This window comes from Mesoplasma corruscae (assembly GCF_002930145.1).
In the GTDB taxonomy this organism is placed as follows: domain Bacteria; phylum Bacillota_I; class Bacilli_A; order Mycoplasmatales; family Mycoplasmataceae; genus Entomoplasma; species Entomoplasma ellychniae.
Map to the genome: position 1 here is coordinate 13,758 of NZ_PHNF01000001.1, position 17,428 is coordinate 31,185.

The window sequence follows — 17,428 nt, forward strand, 5'->3', positions numbered from 1 at the left end:
TACAGAAGGTTTTAAATTGAAAAACACCAGCTTTCGCTAGCGTTAATTAATTATTAAACTGTAGATTTAATTTTTCCGTGTTTACTACTACAGATTTAATTTTAATTTAAAAATATCTTTTGCTAAAACAACATTTTAATTTATATTCTTGTTATAGTAATAATATCTAATATAAGGGGGTAATAGTGGAATCTAAAGAATTTTTATCAAAACAAATAATTACTTATTTAGGTAACAAGAGATCACTTTTATCATCAATAAATGCAGGTATTACATATGTTAAAAATGAATTGGAAAAAGATAAATTAATTTCGCTTGATCTTTTTTCAGGATCAGGAATAGTTTCTAGAAATTTAAAAGAGCATTCTGCAAAAATAATAGCAAATGATCTTGAAGGGTATTCAGCAGTAATAAATAAATGCTATTTAACTAATAAAGATGAATTTGATGTATTAAAGTGAAAAGAATACAAAGAAGTTATCGAGAGAGAAATGAGCAAAACTAAAGGTGGTATAATTCAAGAACTTTATGCTCCAAAAAAGGACACTAACATAAAAGAGGGTGAAAGGGTTTTTTATACAACAAGAAACGCAAAATTTATTGATTCATTAAGACAATCAATTAATAAAATTCCTGAAGAATATAGAAAATTTTTTATAGCACCGCTTTTAGTTGAAAGTTCAATAAAAAACAACACTTCAGGAGTATTTAAAGGTTTTTACAAAAATTCTAAAACAGGAATAGGGCAATTTGGGGGGAATGGAAAAAATTCTTTATCAAGAATAATGGCTAATATTGAAATAAAAGAGCCAATTTTTTCTAATTTTAATTGTGAATTTGAAGTATATCAAGAAGATGCTAAGGATTTAATTTTAAAATTAAAGGAATTAGATTTAGTTTATATAGACCCACCATACAATCAGCATCCTTATTCTTCTAATTATTTTATGTTAAATATAATAAATGATTATATAAGGCCTAAAAATATAAGCAAGGTTTCAGGGATACCAGTTTCTTGGAATAAATCAACTTTTAATAAAGCTGATGAAGCAAAAGAGTCATTAAATTTTATTTGTAAGAATGTTGATTCTAAATTCATTATAATATCATACAACAATGAAGGTTTTATTAGTCCAGAAGAAATGAAAGAAATGTTATCAGAAATAGGATTAGTAACAATAATAGAAGAAAAATATAATGCCTTTAGAGGGTCGAGAAATTTAAATCAACGTGCAAAATACGTTAAGGAATTTGTATTTATTGTAGATAAAAGAGCGAGGTAAATATGTACAAAATGATTTTTAGTAAAAAATATTTGTTAAATAATTATAAAATTATTGAAAATTTAAATGACGATAAAAACGAAATTTATATTTTTATCAGAGAACTTATTATAATGGATATTATAAATCATAAAACTGATCAATGAATCGAAAGTAATGATATTCTAAAAGTTTGAACTGATTTTTTTTTAGAAAATCAAAGTATTTTCCCCGAATATTTTTATCAACAAGAAAGTATCAAAAATAAAAAAATAAAAATAAAAACTAAATTAACAAATATAACAACTTCAAATTCTGAAAGAAAAGATGGTTTAAGGAAAAGAGCAGAATTAAAAAATAAAAAAGTTGGTAGGGTTACACTATACTGTAAAAACGAAGTTTTTATTAAAGACATTAGTAATTCAAATATATTGGAAAAAATTTTGTTTGTAAAGAAAGTTAAAGTTTTTAATATTTTTACTAATTTAACAAGAAGAAAATTAAAAAGTTATTGTCATAAATGTTTGATTAATAAATCAAAAATATTTTATTATATAGATAATGAATATTTAACACCTAATAAACAAAAATTTATTTGTGGGATTTGTTTAGAAAAAGAAATAGAGGTAATATAAAAATGGCACAATTAAGAAAAGATAGTAGCAATACAAATTTTGTAAGTATTAAAAATTTACTTGATAATAAACAATTAACTATTCCTTATTATCAAAGAAATTATAGCTGAAATAAAGATAATATAAATAGTATATTAGATTCATTAGAATTTCTTTACAATGAACCAGATTTGAATGATTCAGATTATATGAATTACCTTGGACCTATTGTTCTATTAACAGAAAATAACAAAACAAAACAAATAATTGATGGTCAGCAAAGGTTGACAACAATTTTTTTAATTTTAGCTTATATAAAAAATCAATTATTATCATTCAGATCAATTCTTAGCAGCGATGCTTGAGTTCAAATTCAAGACGATGTAAATGACTATATAAGAGAATATGAAAATATTTTATTTTTAGACAAAAAGAAAACAAATTTATTTTCACATGTTAAAAGTGAAAATAAAATACACTTAAAACATCATAATAAAAATGACAAAAATGATTTCAGCAAAATATTGGAAGGCAAACCTGATGAAATTAATAAAATTAGAAAAAATTCTATAATTAAAAGAAATTACAACAATATCGATAATTATTTTAATGTTAAAAAAAGTGAATTACATATAAAAGAAGATGACATTGGAGCTCTTTGCAGCATGTTGATAAAATATGCTGATGCATTAATTTTATCAACATATGTTTTAAATATAGAAATAACAGATATGTCAAATGCCTTCAGTATTTTTGAAACTATGAATAATACGGGTATGTCACTTAAACCTTTTGATTTAATAAATGGTTACATTCAAAATGAGTTTGAAAAATTAAAAAGTGACTATGATCAAGAAGTAAAATCTAAATACAATGAAATTATAAATAAAATTCATGAAGAAAATAATGGACTTTCTAATAAATATGCGTTCCATTGAATGAACTCTATAAATAATAATGATACTTCTAATTCAGAATTATTTTCAGAGGTTAAAAAATATATAGGAAATGGGAACGACGGAAATTTTTCAAAAAAAGTTTTAGAAATGGTAAATTCTTTTAATGAATTAAATCAATATTTAAAATTAAATACAAATTCAACAGCTAAATTAATAAATTGATTAAAAAGAGTTAAAATTTTACCTTTATTTCTTTTATTAAAAAGGAGCAATTACAATGAAGAAGAGATAGATGATATAATTTTGGGTATGATTAAATATTCTATAGTCGAATTAAATCTTTTAGGTAAATCTCCTGGTAATTTTCAATATAGAATAAAAGAAGTTATGAAATTTGTTTCAGATAGTGAAAAAAAAGAAACCTTTAAATCTATTTCAGAAAACAACATAAATGTAAAAAGAGATTTAACAAATCATAAAGACTTAGATATATTTGAAAGAATTTTAAATTTTGAAATTTTAGATCATAATTTAAATAAATCTTTACTTTTATTACTTCTTATAACAAAAATAGAAAACCATACAACTTTCAATTGAGATAAGATAGATGGTGAGCACGCCTTTGCTCAAAACCCAAAAAGCGGTGAATTATCAACACCTAATTGAGTTGCTATCAAAGATGATAAGGAAACTATTGCAAAGTATAGAGATTGTCTAGGTAATGCTAGATTAATGAATAAACAAACCAATATTTTAGCATCAAATAACAGCGGTGAGATTAAAGCTACAATTATTGTAGATAAATCAAAAAATACAGATCCTTTAACTTCTAACTCATTTAATGTTATAGACTATAATGTTTTATCTCCAGAATATATAGAAAAAAGACATAAAGAAATTATAGATAAAATGAAGGAAGAAAAAATCTTTGAATTAATATAAAATATTTTGAAAAACCGTCAATACAAGTTGCTTATACAATTTTCTGTTATATGATACAAATTTTGTATACATTAAATAAAATTGTCTCTCATTCAAGTGTTTAAGTTCAATTGCTTATAAAAATAGTTTTTCAAATTTAATTATTTTTTAATTTCTTCTTCAATATATCCTTCAACAATATCGCCTTCTTTAAGGTCGTTGAAGTTTTTAATAGTTAATCCACCTTCTGAATTAATTTTGGCTTCCTTAATATCATCTTTTAAATGTTTTAAACTTGATAACTCTCCAGTATAAACAACAATCGAATCTCTTATTAATCTAACTTTTGATTTTCTAGTTAAATATCCATCAGTTATATGAAATCCTCCAATAACACCAACATCAGTATGTCTGAATAGTGCTCTAATTTCAGCTTGTCCTGTAATTTTTTCTTCAAATTCAGGATCTAGCATGCCTTGTGCTGATGCTTCAAGTTCTTCAATTAGTTTATAAATAATATTATAAAATCTTATTTCAATTTTTTCTTCTTCAGCTTTTTTTCTAACAACAGCATCTGGTCTTACATTAAATCCATAGATTAATACAATCCCTTCAGTGACAGTTGATGCTAAAGTAACATCACTTAATGTAATTCCTCCAACACTTGCTCTAATAATATTAATTTTAACTCCATTAATTTCAATTTTAGCTAAACTACCTTTAATAGCTTCAACACTACCTTGTGTGTCAGCTTTAATAATTAAGTTAATAGCTTTTAATTCACCATCGTCAATATGCTTTTTAATTGAAGCTAAACTAAATGAATTATTTTTTTGACGTTCTGCATTTAATTTCTTTTCAGCTTGAGCTTCAGCAATACTTCTAGCAGTTTTTTCATCATTAATAACAATGAATTTATCACCAGCTGAAGGTACTTCGTTTAAACCATATATAACAACTGGTTTACTCGGACCTGCTTTTAATACTTTTTTAGCATGTTCATTTTCAATTAGTTTAATATTTCCATAAGTAGTACCAGCAACTATCATATCTTTAATTTCTAAAGTTCCATCTTTAACTAAAATTGAAGCAACTGGTCCTTTTGCTTTATCTAAGTGTGCTTCTAAAACAACACCAGATGCTAATTTATTTGGATTAGCTTTATAATCTTGCATTTCTGCAATAAATAAAAGTGTATCTTGTAATTCTTTTAATCCAGTTTTGGCTTTAGCTGATCCTAGTACAAATGGAATATCCCCACCATACTCTTCAGCTAATAAACCATATTTCATTAATTCTGATTTAACTCTTTCAGGATCTGCTCCTGGTTTATCACATTTATTAACAAATACAACAATTGGAACATTTGCTAATTTAGCATGATCAATAGCTTCTTCTGTTTGAGGCATAACACCATCATCAGCTGCTACTATTAAAATAACTATATCAGTTACATTAGCCCCACGTGCTCTCATTTCAGAAAAAGCCTCATGACCTGGTGTATCAATAAAAGTAATTCTTCGACCATCTTCAGTTTTAATACGATAAGCACCAATTGCTTGAGTAATACCCCCAGCTTCACCAGCAACAACATTAGTATTTTTAATTGAATCTAATAAAGTTGTTTTACCATGATCAACATGACCCATAATTGTTACTATTGGGTTACGCATAACTAAATCTTCTGGTTTATCTTCAACAGTTAAGTCTAAAGCATCAAAAAAGTTTTCTTTTGATAAAGATTCTTCTTTTCTAAAGTCAAATCCTAATTCTAAAGCAAGTTCTGCCATTTGTTCTTCTGATAAAATTGCATTTTGATTTAGCATTAGTCCTTGTGCGAAGAAATGTTTTAAAATCACAGCAACACTTTGCCCAATTTGAGTGGCAAATTCTAAAACTGATAATGTTTGAGTATACACAAACACTCCATCAATTAATCCAGTTGCTACTGTTTCATTTAATTGTTGTTTAATTTGTTTTGTATGATCTTTAGACATTTGTTTTTTATTTGCATGTGCTGGTCTATTATTTGTTTTTTTAGCCATAAAAACCTCCTTCTTTTATTTAAATTATATTCTTATATATTTGATTTAATTAATTTAATAAAGTTAGGATCATTAACTCCTAATGCAACTACATTTTTATTTGCAAAAGATGTTGTCATCTCTTCAACTGTAATTAAATTTGTATAATATTCAATATTATAAAAAGTACACTTATCAATAAATTTCTTTTTTTGACTACTTCCCATATTACTTGATAAAATAACTAGTTTTACTTTATTTTTTTTAATTGCGTCCAAAAGTTGTTCACCTTTAATAATTTTATTAGCAGCATAACACATGCCAATAGCATTTAATAATTTACTTTTATTCATTAATTATCTTTTCTAGTTCATCATAAATAGACATATCTATTTTTGTTTTAAAACTTTTTGCTAGCAAATGTTTTTTTCTAGCTTGTTCAATAGAATCTAAATCTTTTAAAATATAAGATCCTCGACCATTTGCTTGATAAGTATGATCAACAAATACTTTATTATCTTTTGTCAATACAACTCTAAATAATTCAAATTTATTGATCATTTTTTTACTAACTATTTCTTTTCTTAAATTATTAATCGTAGTATTCTTCATAAAGATCTTCTTCATCTTCATCAATTTCTTCAACAACTTTTTCTTCAATAACATTATTAAATGATGCTAATTCAGCTTGAATTTCTTTTAAATCAATAGCTGGTGAATCAACTGCATTGATTGCTGCTAATAATTCTTCATCAATTTCTTCTACTCCTGAATTGTATTCTTCACCAATTTCGTCTTGAAATGCTGATAAAGCTTCTCTATCTATGTTATATTGAGGTTTTTTAGCAACATAGTTATTTCTTGGGGAAAAATTTTCTCTTGAAGTAGCATCAGTTCTATTTTTTCTCTTGTTAACTTCACTTAAGAATGCTGGATCATTTACTTGTTCTTCTGTAATGTTTCCATTTCATAAAACAGAAACATTTGCTTCTTTAGCACTTTCTAAACTATAAATGTTAATTCTTCTTTTTAATAAGTTAGCAACTAATTTAGCAGCCATTCCAAATTTACCAATAGCTAATGACAATTGCTCATTTGGAACAACAATATCATATTCACCAAATACTTCATTAACTGAAATAACCTTAACTGGTGCCATTGCGTTGATTAAATATTCAGTGAAGTCTTCACTATATCTAATAACATCAATTTTTTCACCATTTAATTGTGCAGATATTTGATTAATTCTAGCACCTTTAACTCCAACAATAGCTCCAATTGGTTCTACATTCATGTCGTGTGATAATACTGAGATTTTAGCTCTTTTACCAGCTTCTCTTGATGCTGAAACAATTTCAACAACTCCATCATGTACTTCGCTAATCTCTCTTTCTAATAATTTAATTAAAAAATTTGGAGCAATTCTTGATACTGATAATTGTGAATATTTGTTTTCTCTTGAAACTTCTTCAATTAAAACATCAACAAATTGATCAATTTTAAATGTTTCACCATTAATGCATTTTTTGTTTCATAGTGATGTTTGCACACCTTCAATGTCTAATAAGTAAGAAGTTTGATTATCATTAGTCCCAACAATCTTACCAGTTACAATTTCATTTTCTAATCCAGCAAATCTTCTATAAATGCTTTCTCTTTCAGTCGCTTTTAATTTTTGTTGAAATATTTGACGTACTTGTCCAACAGCCATTCTTGAGAATTCATCACCAAATTTAATTTCTTTGTAAACATTTTCTCCAACAATAGCTGTCTTGTTAATTTGTAATGCTGCTTCTAATTCAATTTCTAATCAATCATCTTCAATATCATTAATTGTTTTAACAACTTTTAATTGCTGTAATAATTTAATATCACCTGAGTTGTCATCAATTTCAACTCTAATAATAGCATCAGTATCATAAAATCTTTCAAATGCTTTTTGAAATCCTTCTTTGATTCCTTCTAAAGCAATTTCTCTATCAATTCCTTTTTCATTTTCAATTGAAGCTAATGCTTCTAATAATTGCGCTCCGTTTACCATTATATCTCCTTAAAACTTTACTGCGTATCTAATAGACTTAACTTCATTAAATGTGAAGTTGTGTTTTTTCTTTTGACCTTTTAAAAAGTATCCCAGTATAAATGAGTCATTTACTTCATCATAACTTAGCAATGTACCTTCAATTGTATTTTGATTGTTTACACTTTTATTTAATTCTAAATGTATGTAATCACCAATTGCTTTAATAAGTTGGTCTTTATCTTTAATGGGCTTTTCAGCCCCAGCACTAGCTATTTCTAACATATATGCATCACTTAGTTCTTCTAATTGATCTAATGCTTGTGAAATTAACTCATTGCTTTTAGTAATATCATCAAAATCTAATGGTTTATTAGGTTTTGCTAAATCTTCTACTAATATTTGTAAGATGTCACTATCAAAATCAAAATAATTATTTATCTCATAAATTTTTAATCCAGATTCTTTTAGAATTGGTTCTACAATTTTAATTATTTGATCTTTTACAGTTGTGAAATTTCTCATTTATCTCCTTTCGCAATAAATAAAGCAAGACGGTTAAGCCTTGCTCAATTACTTATTGATATTTAAATGATATCACATAAAAATACATTAGTTAAAGATTTTAGTTATTTTTTCAGTAGCTATTTTTAATATTCACCATTTTGAAATGATTTTAAAATTATTGCAGGCCTTTTCTTAATAAACTTTTTTGTACTAAAACCTAAAATCTTTTTATCCTGAGAAATACTTCTAAAAATTTCATTAGCATGTATTTTACTTATTTTTACTATATCAAATTTTCTATAAACAATTTTGTTTTCCATTTTTATTCCTTAAAAAAAGTCTCCCAATTTAAAAATTGGGAGGGACGTGCCTCTAGGGCATAGAAAGGAGGAAATACAGCAATAACACTATATTGTAATATCCAATTATTATAATTGAACCCTCACATATATTATTACATAAAAAATATAAAAAATTATGTTTTTGATTGGTGTCTAGTGAAATCTTTTGTTTTAGTTTTCAACTTTTTTAATATATCATTAACAACCAAATTGTTGTTCATAATAGAGTATTTCATTTAATATAATTTTAGTTGGCTTTATTTCAGTACCAATTTTTGAAACAAAAGTGGTAGTATGTTCATATGTTCTCATTTATTTTCTTTATAAAATTTATGAAAAATATTATAATAAAATATAATTTAAATAAAAGGGGTAATATGTTTAAAAAGAAAAAAGATATAGATTTTATTTATGATAAAACAGATTATGTAAATCGTATTGCTAATACTGAATTTAACAATTTGGAAGAAGTTATTTCTTCTCCTATTGGTTTAGATAATAGAATAGATAATATAAATAAATTTGGAGCTAATACAGTAGTTGTTAAAAAGTTTAATTGATTAAAAGAATTTATTGGTTCTTTAACTGAATTATTCAATTTACTTTTATTAGCTATTGGTACATTAGAGATAATTATTTTTTTAACTTTAGAAACTGGGTTTATCACTTTAGTTTCTGCTTTAATTATTTACTTTATGGTTATATTAGCAGCATGTGTTGATTTTCAACAAGAGTATAAAGCATATAAAGAATCAATTCAATTACATCATGAAATTGAAAATGAAATATATATATTGACAAATAGAGTAGTTGATATAAATACATTAGATAATCAAAAACAAGATTTGGTTAAAATTAAACAATCTGAATTAACAATTGGGGATGTTATTTATCTTTCACCAGGAGATATAGTTCCAACTGATTGTAGAATTATTAAAAGTAATGATCTATATATAGATCAGTCAACACTTAATGGTGAAACTGAATATATTTTAAAAAGTATTAATAACACTAAAGAACGTTTATTAGATTTAGAAAATATCTTATTTGCTCACACAATGGTTAAGCAAGGTAATTGTTATGCAGTTGTTATTAATATTAGTGTTAATAACTATAGTGATTCAATTGGAAACACTATAGAAGATATAGATGATGAAAGTGATTATGAAAGATCACTTAAAAAGATATCACAAATTTTAATAGGTTTTATTTTAATAATTACTCCAATAATTTTTGTTATTTCTTGATCAACAAGTGGTTTTGCTAAAAATGATTTTGTAGGTCCATTAGTCTTTGCTCTTTCAATTGCAGTAGCATTAGTTCCAGAAGCACTACCAGCTATTATTTCAGCTAACTTAAAACTTGGAAGTAAAGTTATATCTAAAAATAAAGTTATTATTAAAAACTTAGCATGTATTCAAAATATGGGAAGTGTTAATGTTTTAACAACTGATAAAACTGGAACATTAACTTTAAATGAATTTGAAGTTAATAACATAGTTGATTATAGTTTTAACCAATCAGATTGATTAAACACTATAACTTCAATTAACGCACATGCTTCTAATATGTTAAATAATAAAATTGATTCGGCCATAAATAATCACTTCAAAGATTTAAAGATTAAGTATGAACTTATTTCTACAATTGACTTTAGTCATGAAAATAAATTATCTGGGGTTATTGCTAAAGTTAACAAGCAAAAACTATTAATTATAAAAGGAAGTTTTGAAGAAGTTATTAAACTTATTTCTAAAGTTAGAAATAATAATAAAGTTGAGGATGTAAAACCTGGTTTTGTAGAAAAACTAAATGAGTTTAATAACCAACAAGCTAATTTAAATAATAAGATTCTTATTGTCGCTTCTAAAGTTGTTGATTCCAAAGATAATTCTGTTAGTGAATTAGTATTTGAAGGTTTTGTTGGATTAGAAGAAAAACTAAAACAAGATGTTATTAGAATAATCAAAATATTTCAAAATTATGGAATTGATATTAAGGTTTTAACTGGTGATAATGAAAAAGTTAGTGAAAATTTAGTTAAAAAAATTGGATTAGACGTTAAAAAAATAAGTGGTGAACAAATTGTTTCAGTCAGTGAAGAACTTATTAAGAGCTTTAATTTATTTTATGAACTTTCTCCCTTAGATAAAGCACAAATTATTTCTATCTTACAAAAAGATAATGTTGTGGCATTTTTGGGTGATGGGGTTAATGATGCTATTGGACTTAAAAAAGCAGATGTTGGGATTTCAGTTAATGATGGCTCAGCTTTAGCAAAACAATCAGCTGATATTATTATGTTAGAAAAAGATTTAGATGTATTAGAGCAAGCTTTCATTCAAGGTCGTAAAACATTTGCAAATGCTGTTAAGTTTGTTAACATAACAATCGCTTCTAATTTAGGATTATTAATTACTTTATTAATTTCAAGTATTTGATTTTCATTAACTTATAAAGCAAATAATTTTATATTTTTACCAATGTCTCCAATACAATTGTTATTACAAAACTTAATCTTTGATTTTGCAAATTTAGTATTTGTATTAGATAGTGTTGATGATAATAGTATTAAATCACCATCAAGATGATCAACTAAAAGTATTATTCCTTTTGCTTTATGAAATGGAACAGTACATGTTATTGTTAGTTGTATTAACTTTTTAATTATGGGTTATGGGTTTAAAATGTTTCAACAAATTACAAATGGTAATGTTGAAACTTTACATCAATTTCAGACTGCATTCTTTATTGAAGTGGTAATCACTCATATTATATTGATAATGGTTTATAGAACAAGCAAGTTTAGTTTCACAGGACCAAAAAGCAATAGTTTATTTAATGGATTAATGTTAATGTTTGCTTTTATACCTTTTTTAATCATTTTAATAGATCTACCAATACACAAAATGGAGTTAGAATTTATAAAAAATGGTTTTTGATATTTAACATTGCTAGGTTTAATAACCTTATCTTTTGGATTAGCTGAATTATTTAAGCATAGTTATATTAGATTCAATAATAAATGAATATAAAAAATCAGAAATTAAATTTCTGATTTTTTATATTAGCTTATTTTATGTAAATAAAGGACTGAGGTGGGTGAGAAACTCCAAAATCAGATAATTCTTTAGGAATGCTAAACTCGATAAAAGATTCAATTTCATAAGCTATAGCTTTATTCTTGTTATCATAGTATTGATAATAAAAATTTTTATTAACTCCTGAGAATTCTTTTGTAAATTTTCATATTTTATCAGGTGTTCCTATATGAGTTTTTCTTATTTTTGCAATACCTACGACTTTAGATATAGGTGATGTTGCATATATTAAAATTTCATTACCGATAAATTTCTTTGCTTCAACCTTTCTGAACTCAAACTTTTTATGTCCGCTTTTAATTTTTTGTATATGAGTATTATGTATTGAAAGTAGTATTCTCATATTATTTTATGTCCTCTCTAAAATTAATTTAAATAAAAGTTCTTTGTTTGGTGCAGGGTAAGTGGGAAAATAAAATTCAGAAGGCCATATTTCATTTTTTCTTAGTCAAAAATGATTTATATTTTTTCCCTCTCCAAATGAAGAAATGCGCAAAAACTTAATTATTATTTTCTTCCAATTCTTTTATTTACAATACAATTATATAATTATATTTTTAAATAATAAAAAAGTGAGTTTAAACTCATTTTCTTTTAATATGGATAATCAATTATTTTCAAATTACAAATTCATTTTCTTCTAATCTTAATTTTTCACCAGTAAATCTAATTGATTTTCCACATACCATTGATATGTATGGTGATTCATTTTCATTAATTATTTTTTTCTCAACTAAATATGATTGTAATTTTTTAGTATCATATCCTTCAATGATACATGTGTCAATACCAAGATTAGCAGCAGCCACTGTTGCGACCCCAGAACTAATAAAAGATTGTTTTATACTATACTCATTTTTAATTTGATCACTAACATCATTATCAACTAAGTTTTTAGTAACATTGATAGTAAACTTTTCTCTCATTTCGCTTTCAATACCAACACCAAACTTTTTATCTAAAGTAATTTGTACTTGTTTGGCTAAACCATTTGGTGTTGTTCCTATAAATAATAATATTGCACTAGCAGTTACAAAATTTACTTGATTTCAAAATAAAGGCTCAAGTTCTTTTTGAATGTCCTTATCTTGAATAACTACTAATCTTTGGGTTAATAATCCAAAAGCACTTGGAGACATTCTAATCGAAGTAACTAGATCTTTTAAATCTTGCTCTGGTATTTTATAATTTGTATCAAATTCTCTTGCGCTTCTTCTTTGAAGCATTAATTCATTAACTCTTGACATTTTTTCTCCTTTTTAAAATAATTCAAATGATAATTGATTATCTTCTGCTAGTGAATCTAAAATTTTTAAATCACCAAATATTTTTAATTGTGTTTTAGTAACAATTGTTCTTGATTCTAAGTCTTGCACTGACACAATTGGTTTTTCTTTTCTAGCATTAACAATAGACATTGCCACTGCTTCTCCTAATGAATCAATAATATTAAAAGGAGGAACTAAGTATTTATCATTTGTTTTTTCATCTATATCAATTCTAAATTTAAAAGCCTCAGATTTTTCAAAATGAATATTTTTAATTTTAATATTTCTACTATACATTTCTAATCCTATTTCTAAAATAGGAATTAAATTTTGTTCTTTAGCACTTATTGGCATATTTCTCTTTTTCATAGATGTTAGTTCATTTAATTTTTCTTTAATTGATTCTAAACCACCTAAAAAGACTTTTAAATCAAAAGCTTCAGCTCTTGTTGATAAAAATGTTGCATAATATTCAGCAGGATAATAAACTTTATATCAAGCTATTCTATAAGCCATTAAAACATAAGCAGTTGCATGTGCTTTAGGAAACATATATTTTATTTTTTCACATGATTCAATATATCATTGTGGGATATTATAATCTTTTAACATTTGTTTAAATTCACTAGGAACTCCATTCCCTTTACGAACAGATTCCATAACTTTAAAAGCAGAAGTTGCATCAATTCCTTGGCGCATTAAATAAACCATAATATCATCACGACAACCAATAACTGTAGAAATATCTGCAATTTCATTTTTAATTAGTTCTCTAGCATTTCCAATTCATACATCAGTTCCATGCGATAGACCTGATATTTGCACTAAGTCTGCAAATGATGAAGGTTTAGTTTCACTTAACATTGTTCTTACAAATGTTGTACCAAACTCTGGAAGCCCAAAAGCTCCAGTTGTTTCACCATTAATTTCATTTGAATTAATACCTAATGCTGACAAATCTCTAAATAATGAATAAACTTTTTTATCATTTGTTGGGATTTTAATTGGATCAACTCCAGTCAAATCATACAACATTTTTAAAGCCGTTGGATCAACATGACCTAAAATATCCATTTTTAATAAGTTATCATGAATTGAATGAAAATCAAAGTGTGTGGTTAATCATGAACTAGTCGTATCATCAGCTGGATAGTTAACTGGAGTAAAATCTTCTATTTCATATTCTTTTGGTAGAATGATAATTCCCCCAGGATGTTGTCCAGTTGTTCTTTTAACACCTTCAACTTGACTAGCTTGTCTTTCAATTTCAACTTTTCTTGGCATGCTTGTTTCATCATAACCATTTTCTTCATAAAAGGCCTTAACATATCCAAAAGCTGTTTTTTCAGCCACAGTTGAAATTGTTCCAGCTCTAAAAACATTATAATCACCAAACATTTGTTTAGTAAAGTTATGCGCAATTGGTTGATATTCACCAGAAAAGTTTAAATCAATATCAGGAACTTTATCTCCATCAAATCCTAAAAATGTTTCAAAAGGAATATCATGCCCATCACCAACTAATTCAATATTACAATTCGGACAATTGGCAACTGGTAAATCATATCCACAAACAATTTCTTTTGGTGTATCAAAGTTTGAATACTTACATTTTAAACAACGATAATGAGCTTTTAATGGATTAACCTCAGTTATTTTACTTGTTGTAGCAACAAAAGAAGAACCAACACTACCTCTCGAACCAACTAAATATCCATCTTCATTAGATTTTTTAACTAATAAGTGTGATATTCAATACACAACTGCAAATCCGTGCTTAATAATTGCATTTAATTCTTTTTCTAAACGTTCACTTACAATTTTTGGTAAAATTTCACCATAAAGATCATGAGCAGTTTGATAACATAAATCTTTTAGTTTTTGATTAGCATCTTCAATATTTGGTGTAAACAAACCTTGTCTAATAATATCAATGTTTGGTTCTATTTGATCAGATATTGCATTAGTATTTTTAATAACAATTTCATTTATTAACTTTTCATCATTTAATCATGAAAACTCCTGTAGCATTTCTTTGGTTGTTCTTACAAACTGATCAGGATGATCAATATTGCTAGATTTATTTTTAAAAGAAAATAGTGGGTGTCTGATTCCTCCTAATCCTTTAGCATTGATGTAAACATCTCTAATTTTTTTCATTTCAGGTCTTGTATAATGAGCATCACTTGTAGCAACCACTGTAATATTGTGTTTTTTAGCTAATTCTATTATTTTTAAAATGCAAGTTTTAAGTTGTTCAATATCAAGTGTTTCATTAACTATTAAATGTTTATAAACAGATAATGGTTGAATTTCTACATAATCATAAAACTTAATTTTTTCTTCAAGTTGTTGATATGTTCCTGTTTTAGCTAAATCAAAAATCTCTGAATTAACACATCCAGCCCCAATTAAAATATTGTTATTCTTTCTAATTTCAAAAATTTTTTCTCTTAATATTTTGGGTTCACTAAAAAAGTTTTCAGTATGAGATATAGAAACTAATTTAAATAATTCTTTTAAACCAACTTGGTTTTTTACAAGTATGTTTATATGCATACCTCTAGATTTTTTTAAGTTATTATTTTCTTTATCATTAACTGGTATTAAATTATTTCAGTCATGATCATATATTATATTTAAACTTGGTTTTAAGTAAAAAACAATTTTTTGATACAAATTAAATAATACTTCAGCATCATAATCTGCTCTATGAGCAATAGTGTCATCATACATTATTCCAAATTTTTTACAAATAAACCCTAATCTAAAATATTTAAAATCTGTTCTTGCTAAACGTACAATAGCTAAGGTGTCAAAAATAGTATTTTGTATCGGACCAAATCCTGCTTTTATTGATGCATTATTTAAAAATCCTAAGTCAAAATTAGCATTATGCGCTACTAATATAGAGTCTTTAATTATTTCATGAATTTGACCATAATCTTCAATTATATCTTTTCCTTCTTTTTCTAACATTTCATCAGTGATTTTTGTCAAATCTTTAATAAAATTTTTTAAAGGCTGTTTTGGTTTAAAAAATATACTATGTTTTTTTTCAGTACGATTAACTGGATCATAAACAATAGCTCCAAATTCAATAATTTCATCCATTTCTGGTGATAAACCTGTTGTTTCTAAGTCAAAAAACACAATTTTTGTTTCATTTAGTTTTATGCCTTTAGGATTTTTAACTAATCATAAATTGTTTTTATCAATCATATTCATTTCAAGACCATATATCAATTTAATTTTTTGATCCTCAGATTTTGTTTTATTTATTTTTTTTAATGCATTATAAGCATCAGGAAAAACTTGTACATTAACATGATCAGTGATAGCTAAAGATTTTCACCCATAATTATCAACTAATTGTAAATAATCATGAATTGATGAAACACCATCCATTGCACTCATTTTAGTGTGAGTGTGTAGTTCAACTCTTTTGATTTCATAATCATCAACAATCTTGTGATCTATTTTTTCAATTTTTCCTATTTTTTCAATAATAAAGTTCTGCTCTTTATCTCATTGTGAATAAGAAGTTTTTCCTTTAAGTGCAATCCAATCACCTACTTTAATTTTTTTAGCTTTAATATCTTCAATTTTTGGTGAGTTTAATTCTTCTTCAGTCAAAGGTTCAAAAAATTCTAGATTATTACCATTACTAAAATAAATAGCATTAATTGAAGAATGCTCATCACTAACCGCTATTTTATAGATTTTTCTACCTGGTGCCTTTGAATCTCTTATTTCATATTTGTTTACTTTTGCGTGAATAACAATATTTTGAGCATCATCTTCAATATCAGCTAATGAATCATATGTTGGTTTTTCTAAACTAACTGCATAAGCTTTATATTCTTGTTTAGTAATAGATTGATTTGTAGGATATTTGTTTTGAGATATTTGACGATATTGTTCTTTTGATTTTTGCTCAAATTCTAAAATGCTTTGAGTATATTGAGCACTATTATCTTCTATTTCAATATAGTATTTAAGATCTTCAAATCCAAATTGTATTAGTTTTGCAAAACAATATTTTAATTCGTCTTCAAGTTGATCTTTCAATGAATTAGAGTCTACAACAAAATATAGACATTTTTCCTCTTTATTATATTTAACATCTCTATCACAAACAAATTCTCACACAACAGTCTTATTTTGAGCCTTATTTTCTTTAATAAAATTAATATATTCTAAAATAAGTTCTTTATCTAATCTTTGATTTTTAACTTCTAAAATTAACTTAAGTGGAATACTTGTGTTGTTTACAAAATTATGATGTATTTTATTTAAAATTCTTACAGGTAAAAAGTTTTTAACTGATATTCTACAGTGAATTTTATTTTTTTTTGTTTTTAAAACTGGTTTTTGTAGGATAGCTTTATCAAAGTATGCCATTTCAGTATCTTCAAGATTAATATTACATTTTGTAAATAAATCTATTAGTTTTGAGTCCATCTTATCC

Annotated in this window: 13 protein-coding genes; 4 read left to right on the plus strand and 9 right to left on the minus strand. The window is 25.5% G+C overall.

The window, feature by feature from the left end:
* The first annotated feature begins 182 nt into the window (after nucleotides 1–182).
* From MCORR_RS00035 to MCORR_RS00045, 3 genes are read left to right on the plus strand one after another with little or no spacing between them, the layout of a single operon-like run.
* The gene (locus MCORR_RS00035) at nucleotides 183–1,283 is read left to right on the plus strand and encodes a DNA adenine methylase (protein WP_104207616.1); all 1,101 of its coding nucleotides are present in this window, start codon (nucleotides 183–185) and stop codon (nucleotides 1,281–1,283) included.
* A gap of 2 nt (nucleotides 1,284–1,285) precedes the next feature.
* A complete protein-coding gene (locus tag MCORR_RS00040) occupies nucleotides 1,286–1,897 on the plus strand; it encodes a hypothetical protein (protein ID WP_104207617.1) in 612 nt (203 codons plus the stop codon).
* Between the two features lie 2 nt (nucleotides 1,898–1,899).
* The gene (locus MCORR_RS00045; protein WP_104207618.1) at nucleotides 1,900–3,717 is read left to right on the plus strand and encodes a DUF262 domain-containing protein; all 1,818 of its coding nucleotides are present in this window, start codon (nucleotides 1,900–1,902) and stop codon (nucleotides 3,715–3,717) included.
* 140 nt (nucleotides 3,718–3,857) lie between these two features.
* On the opposite strand, the gene infB is transcribed toward MCORR_RS00045, so the two are convergent.
* From infB to MCORR_RS03745, 6 genes are all read right to left on the minus strand, one after another.
* A complete protein-coding gene (infB, locus tag MCORR_RS00050) occupies nucleotides 3,858–5,741 on the minus strand; it encodes a translation initiation factor IF-2 (protein WP_104207619.1) in 1,884 nt (627 codons plus the stop codon).
* Between the two features lie 32 nt (nucleotides 5,742–5,773).
* Complete coding sequence (locus MCORR_RS00055; protein ID WP_104207620.1) at nucleotides 5,774–6,073, minus strand: L7Ae/L30e/S12e/Gadd45 family ribosomal protein; 300 nt, start codon at nucleotides 6,071–6,073, stop codon at nucleotides 5,774–5,776.
* The gene (gene rnpM / locus MCORR_RS00060) at nucleotides 6,066–6,332 is read right to left on the minus strand and encodes an RNase P modulator RnpM (RefSeq protein WP_104206157.1); all 267 of its coding nucleotides are present in this window, start codon (nucleotides 6,330–6,332) and stop codon (nucleotides 6,066–6,068) included. The genes MCORR_RS00055 and rnpM overlap by 8 nt, the downstream gene beginning before the upstream one ends.
* On the minus strand, nucleotides 6,313–7,761 hold the full coding sequence (gene nusA / locus MCORR_RS00065) for a transcription termination factor NusA (RefSeq protein WP_104207621.1): 1,449 nt from the start codon (nucleotides 7,759–7,761) through the stop codon (nucleotides 6,313–6,315). The genes rnpM and nusA overlap by 20 nt, the downstream gene beginning before the upstream one ends.
* A 9-nt stretch (nucleotides 7,762–7,770) precedes the next feature.
* A complete protein-coding gene (rimP, locus tag MCORR_RS00070; protein WP_104207622.1) occupies nucleotides 7,771–8,265 on the minus strand; it encodes a ribosome maturation factor RimP in 495 nt (164 codons plus the stop codon).
* 125 nt (nucleotides 8,266–8,390) lie between these two features.
* Nucleotides 8,391–8,567, minus strand: coding sequence for a hypothetical protein (locus MCORR_RS03745; protein WP_181021190.1), 177 nt, complete (start codon nucleotides 8,565–8,567; stop codon nucleotides 8,391–8,393).
* Nucleotides 8,568–8,965: 398 nt separating this feature from the next.
* On the opposite strand from MCORR_RS03745, the gene MCORR_RS00075 reads away from it, so the two are divergent.
* Nucleotides 8,966–11,623 (plus strand): HAD-IC family P-type ATPase, encoded by a 2,658-nt coding sequence (locus MCORR_RS00075; protein WP_181021191.1) that lies wholly within the window; start codon nucleotides 8,966–8,968, stop codon nucleotides 11,621–11,623.
* 37 nt (nucleotides 11,624–11,660) lie between these two features.
* Here MCORR_RS00075 and MCORR_RS00080 read toward each other — a convergent pair whose 3' ends face one another.
* The 3 genes from MCORR_RS00080 to MCORR_RS00090 all read right to left on the minus strand — a co-directional run bounded on the left by MCORR_RS00080 (nucleotide 11,661) and on the right by MCORR_RS00090 (nucleotide 17,421).
* A complete protein-coding gene (locus MCORR_RS00080; protein ID WP_104207624.1) occupies nucleotides 11,661–12,032 on the minus strand; it encodes an ASCH domain-containing protein in 372 nt (123 codons plus the stop codon).
* 268 nt (nucleotides 12,033–12,300) lie between these two features.
* Complete coding sequence (locus tag MCORR_RS00085; RefSeq protein WP_104207625.1) at nucleotides 12,301–12,936, minus strand: nitroreductase family protein; 636 nt, start codon at nucleotides 12,934–12,936, stop codon at nucleotides 12,301–12,303.
* A gap of 12 nt (nucleotides 12,937–12,948) precedes the next feature.
* Complete coding sequence (locus MCORR_RS00090; RefSeq protein ID WP_104207626.1) at nucleotides 12,949–17,421, minus strand: PolC-type DNA polymerase III; 4,473 nt, start codon at nucleotides 17,419–17,421, stop codon at nucleotides 12,949–12,951.
* Nucleotides 17,422–17,428: the final 7 nt, after the last annotated feature.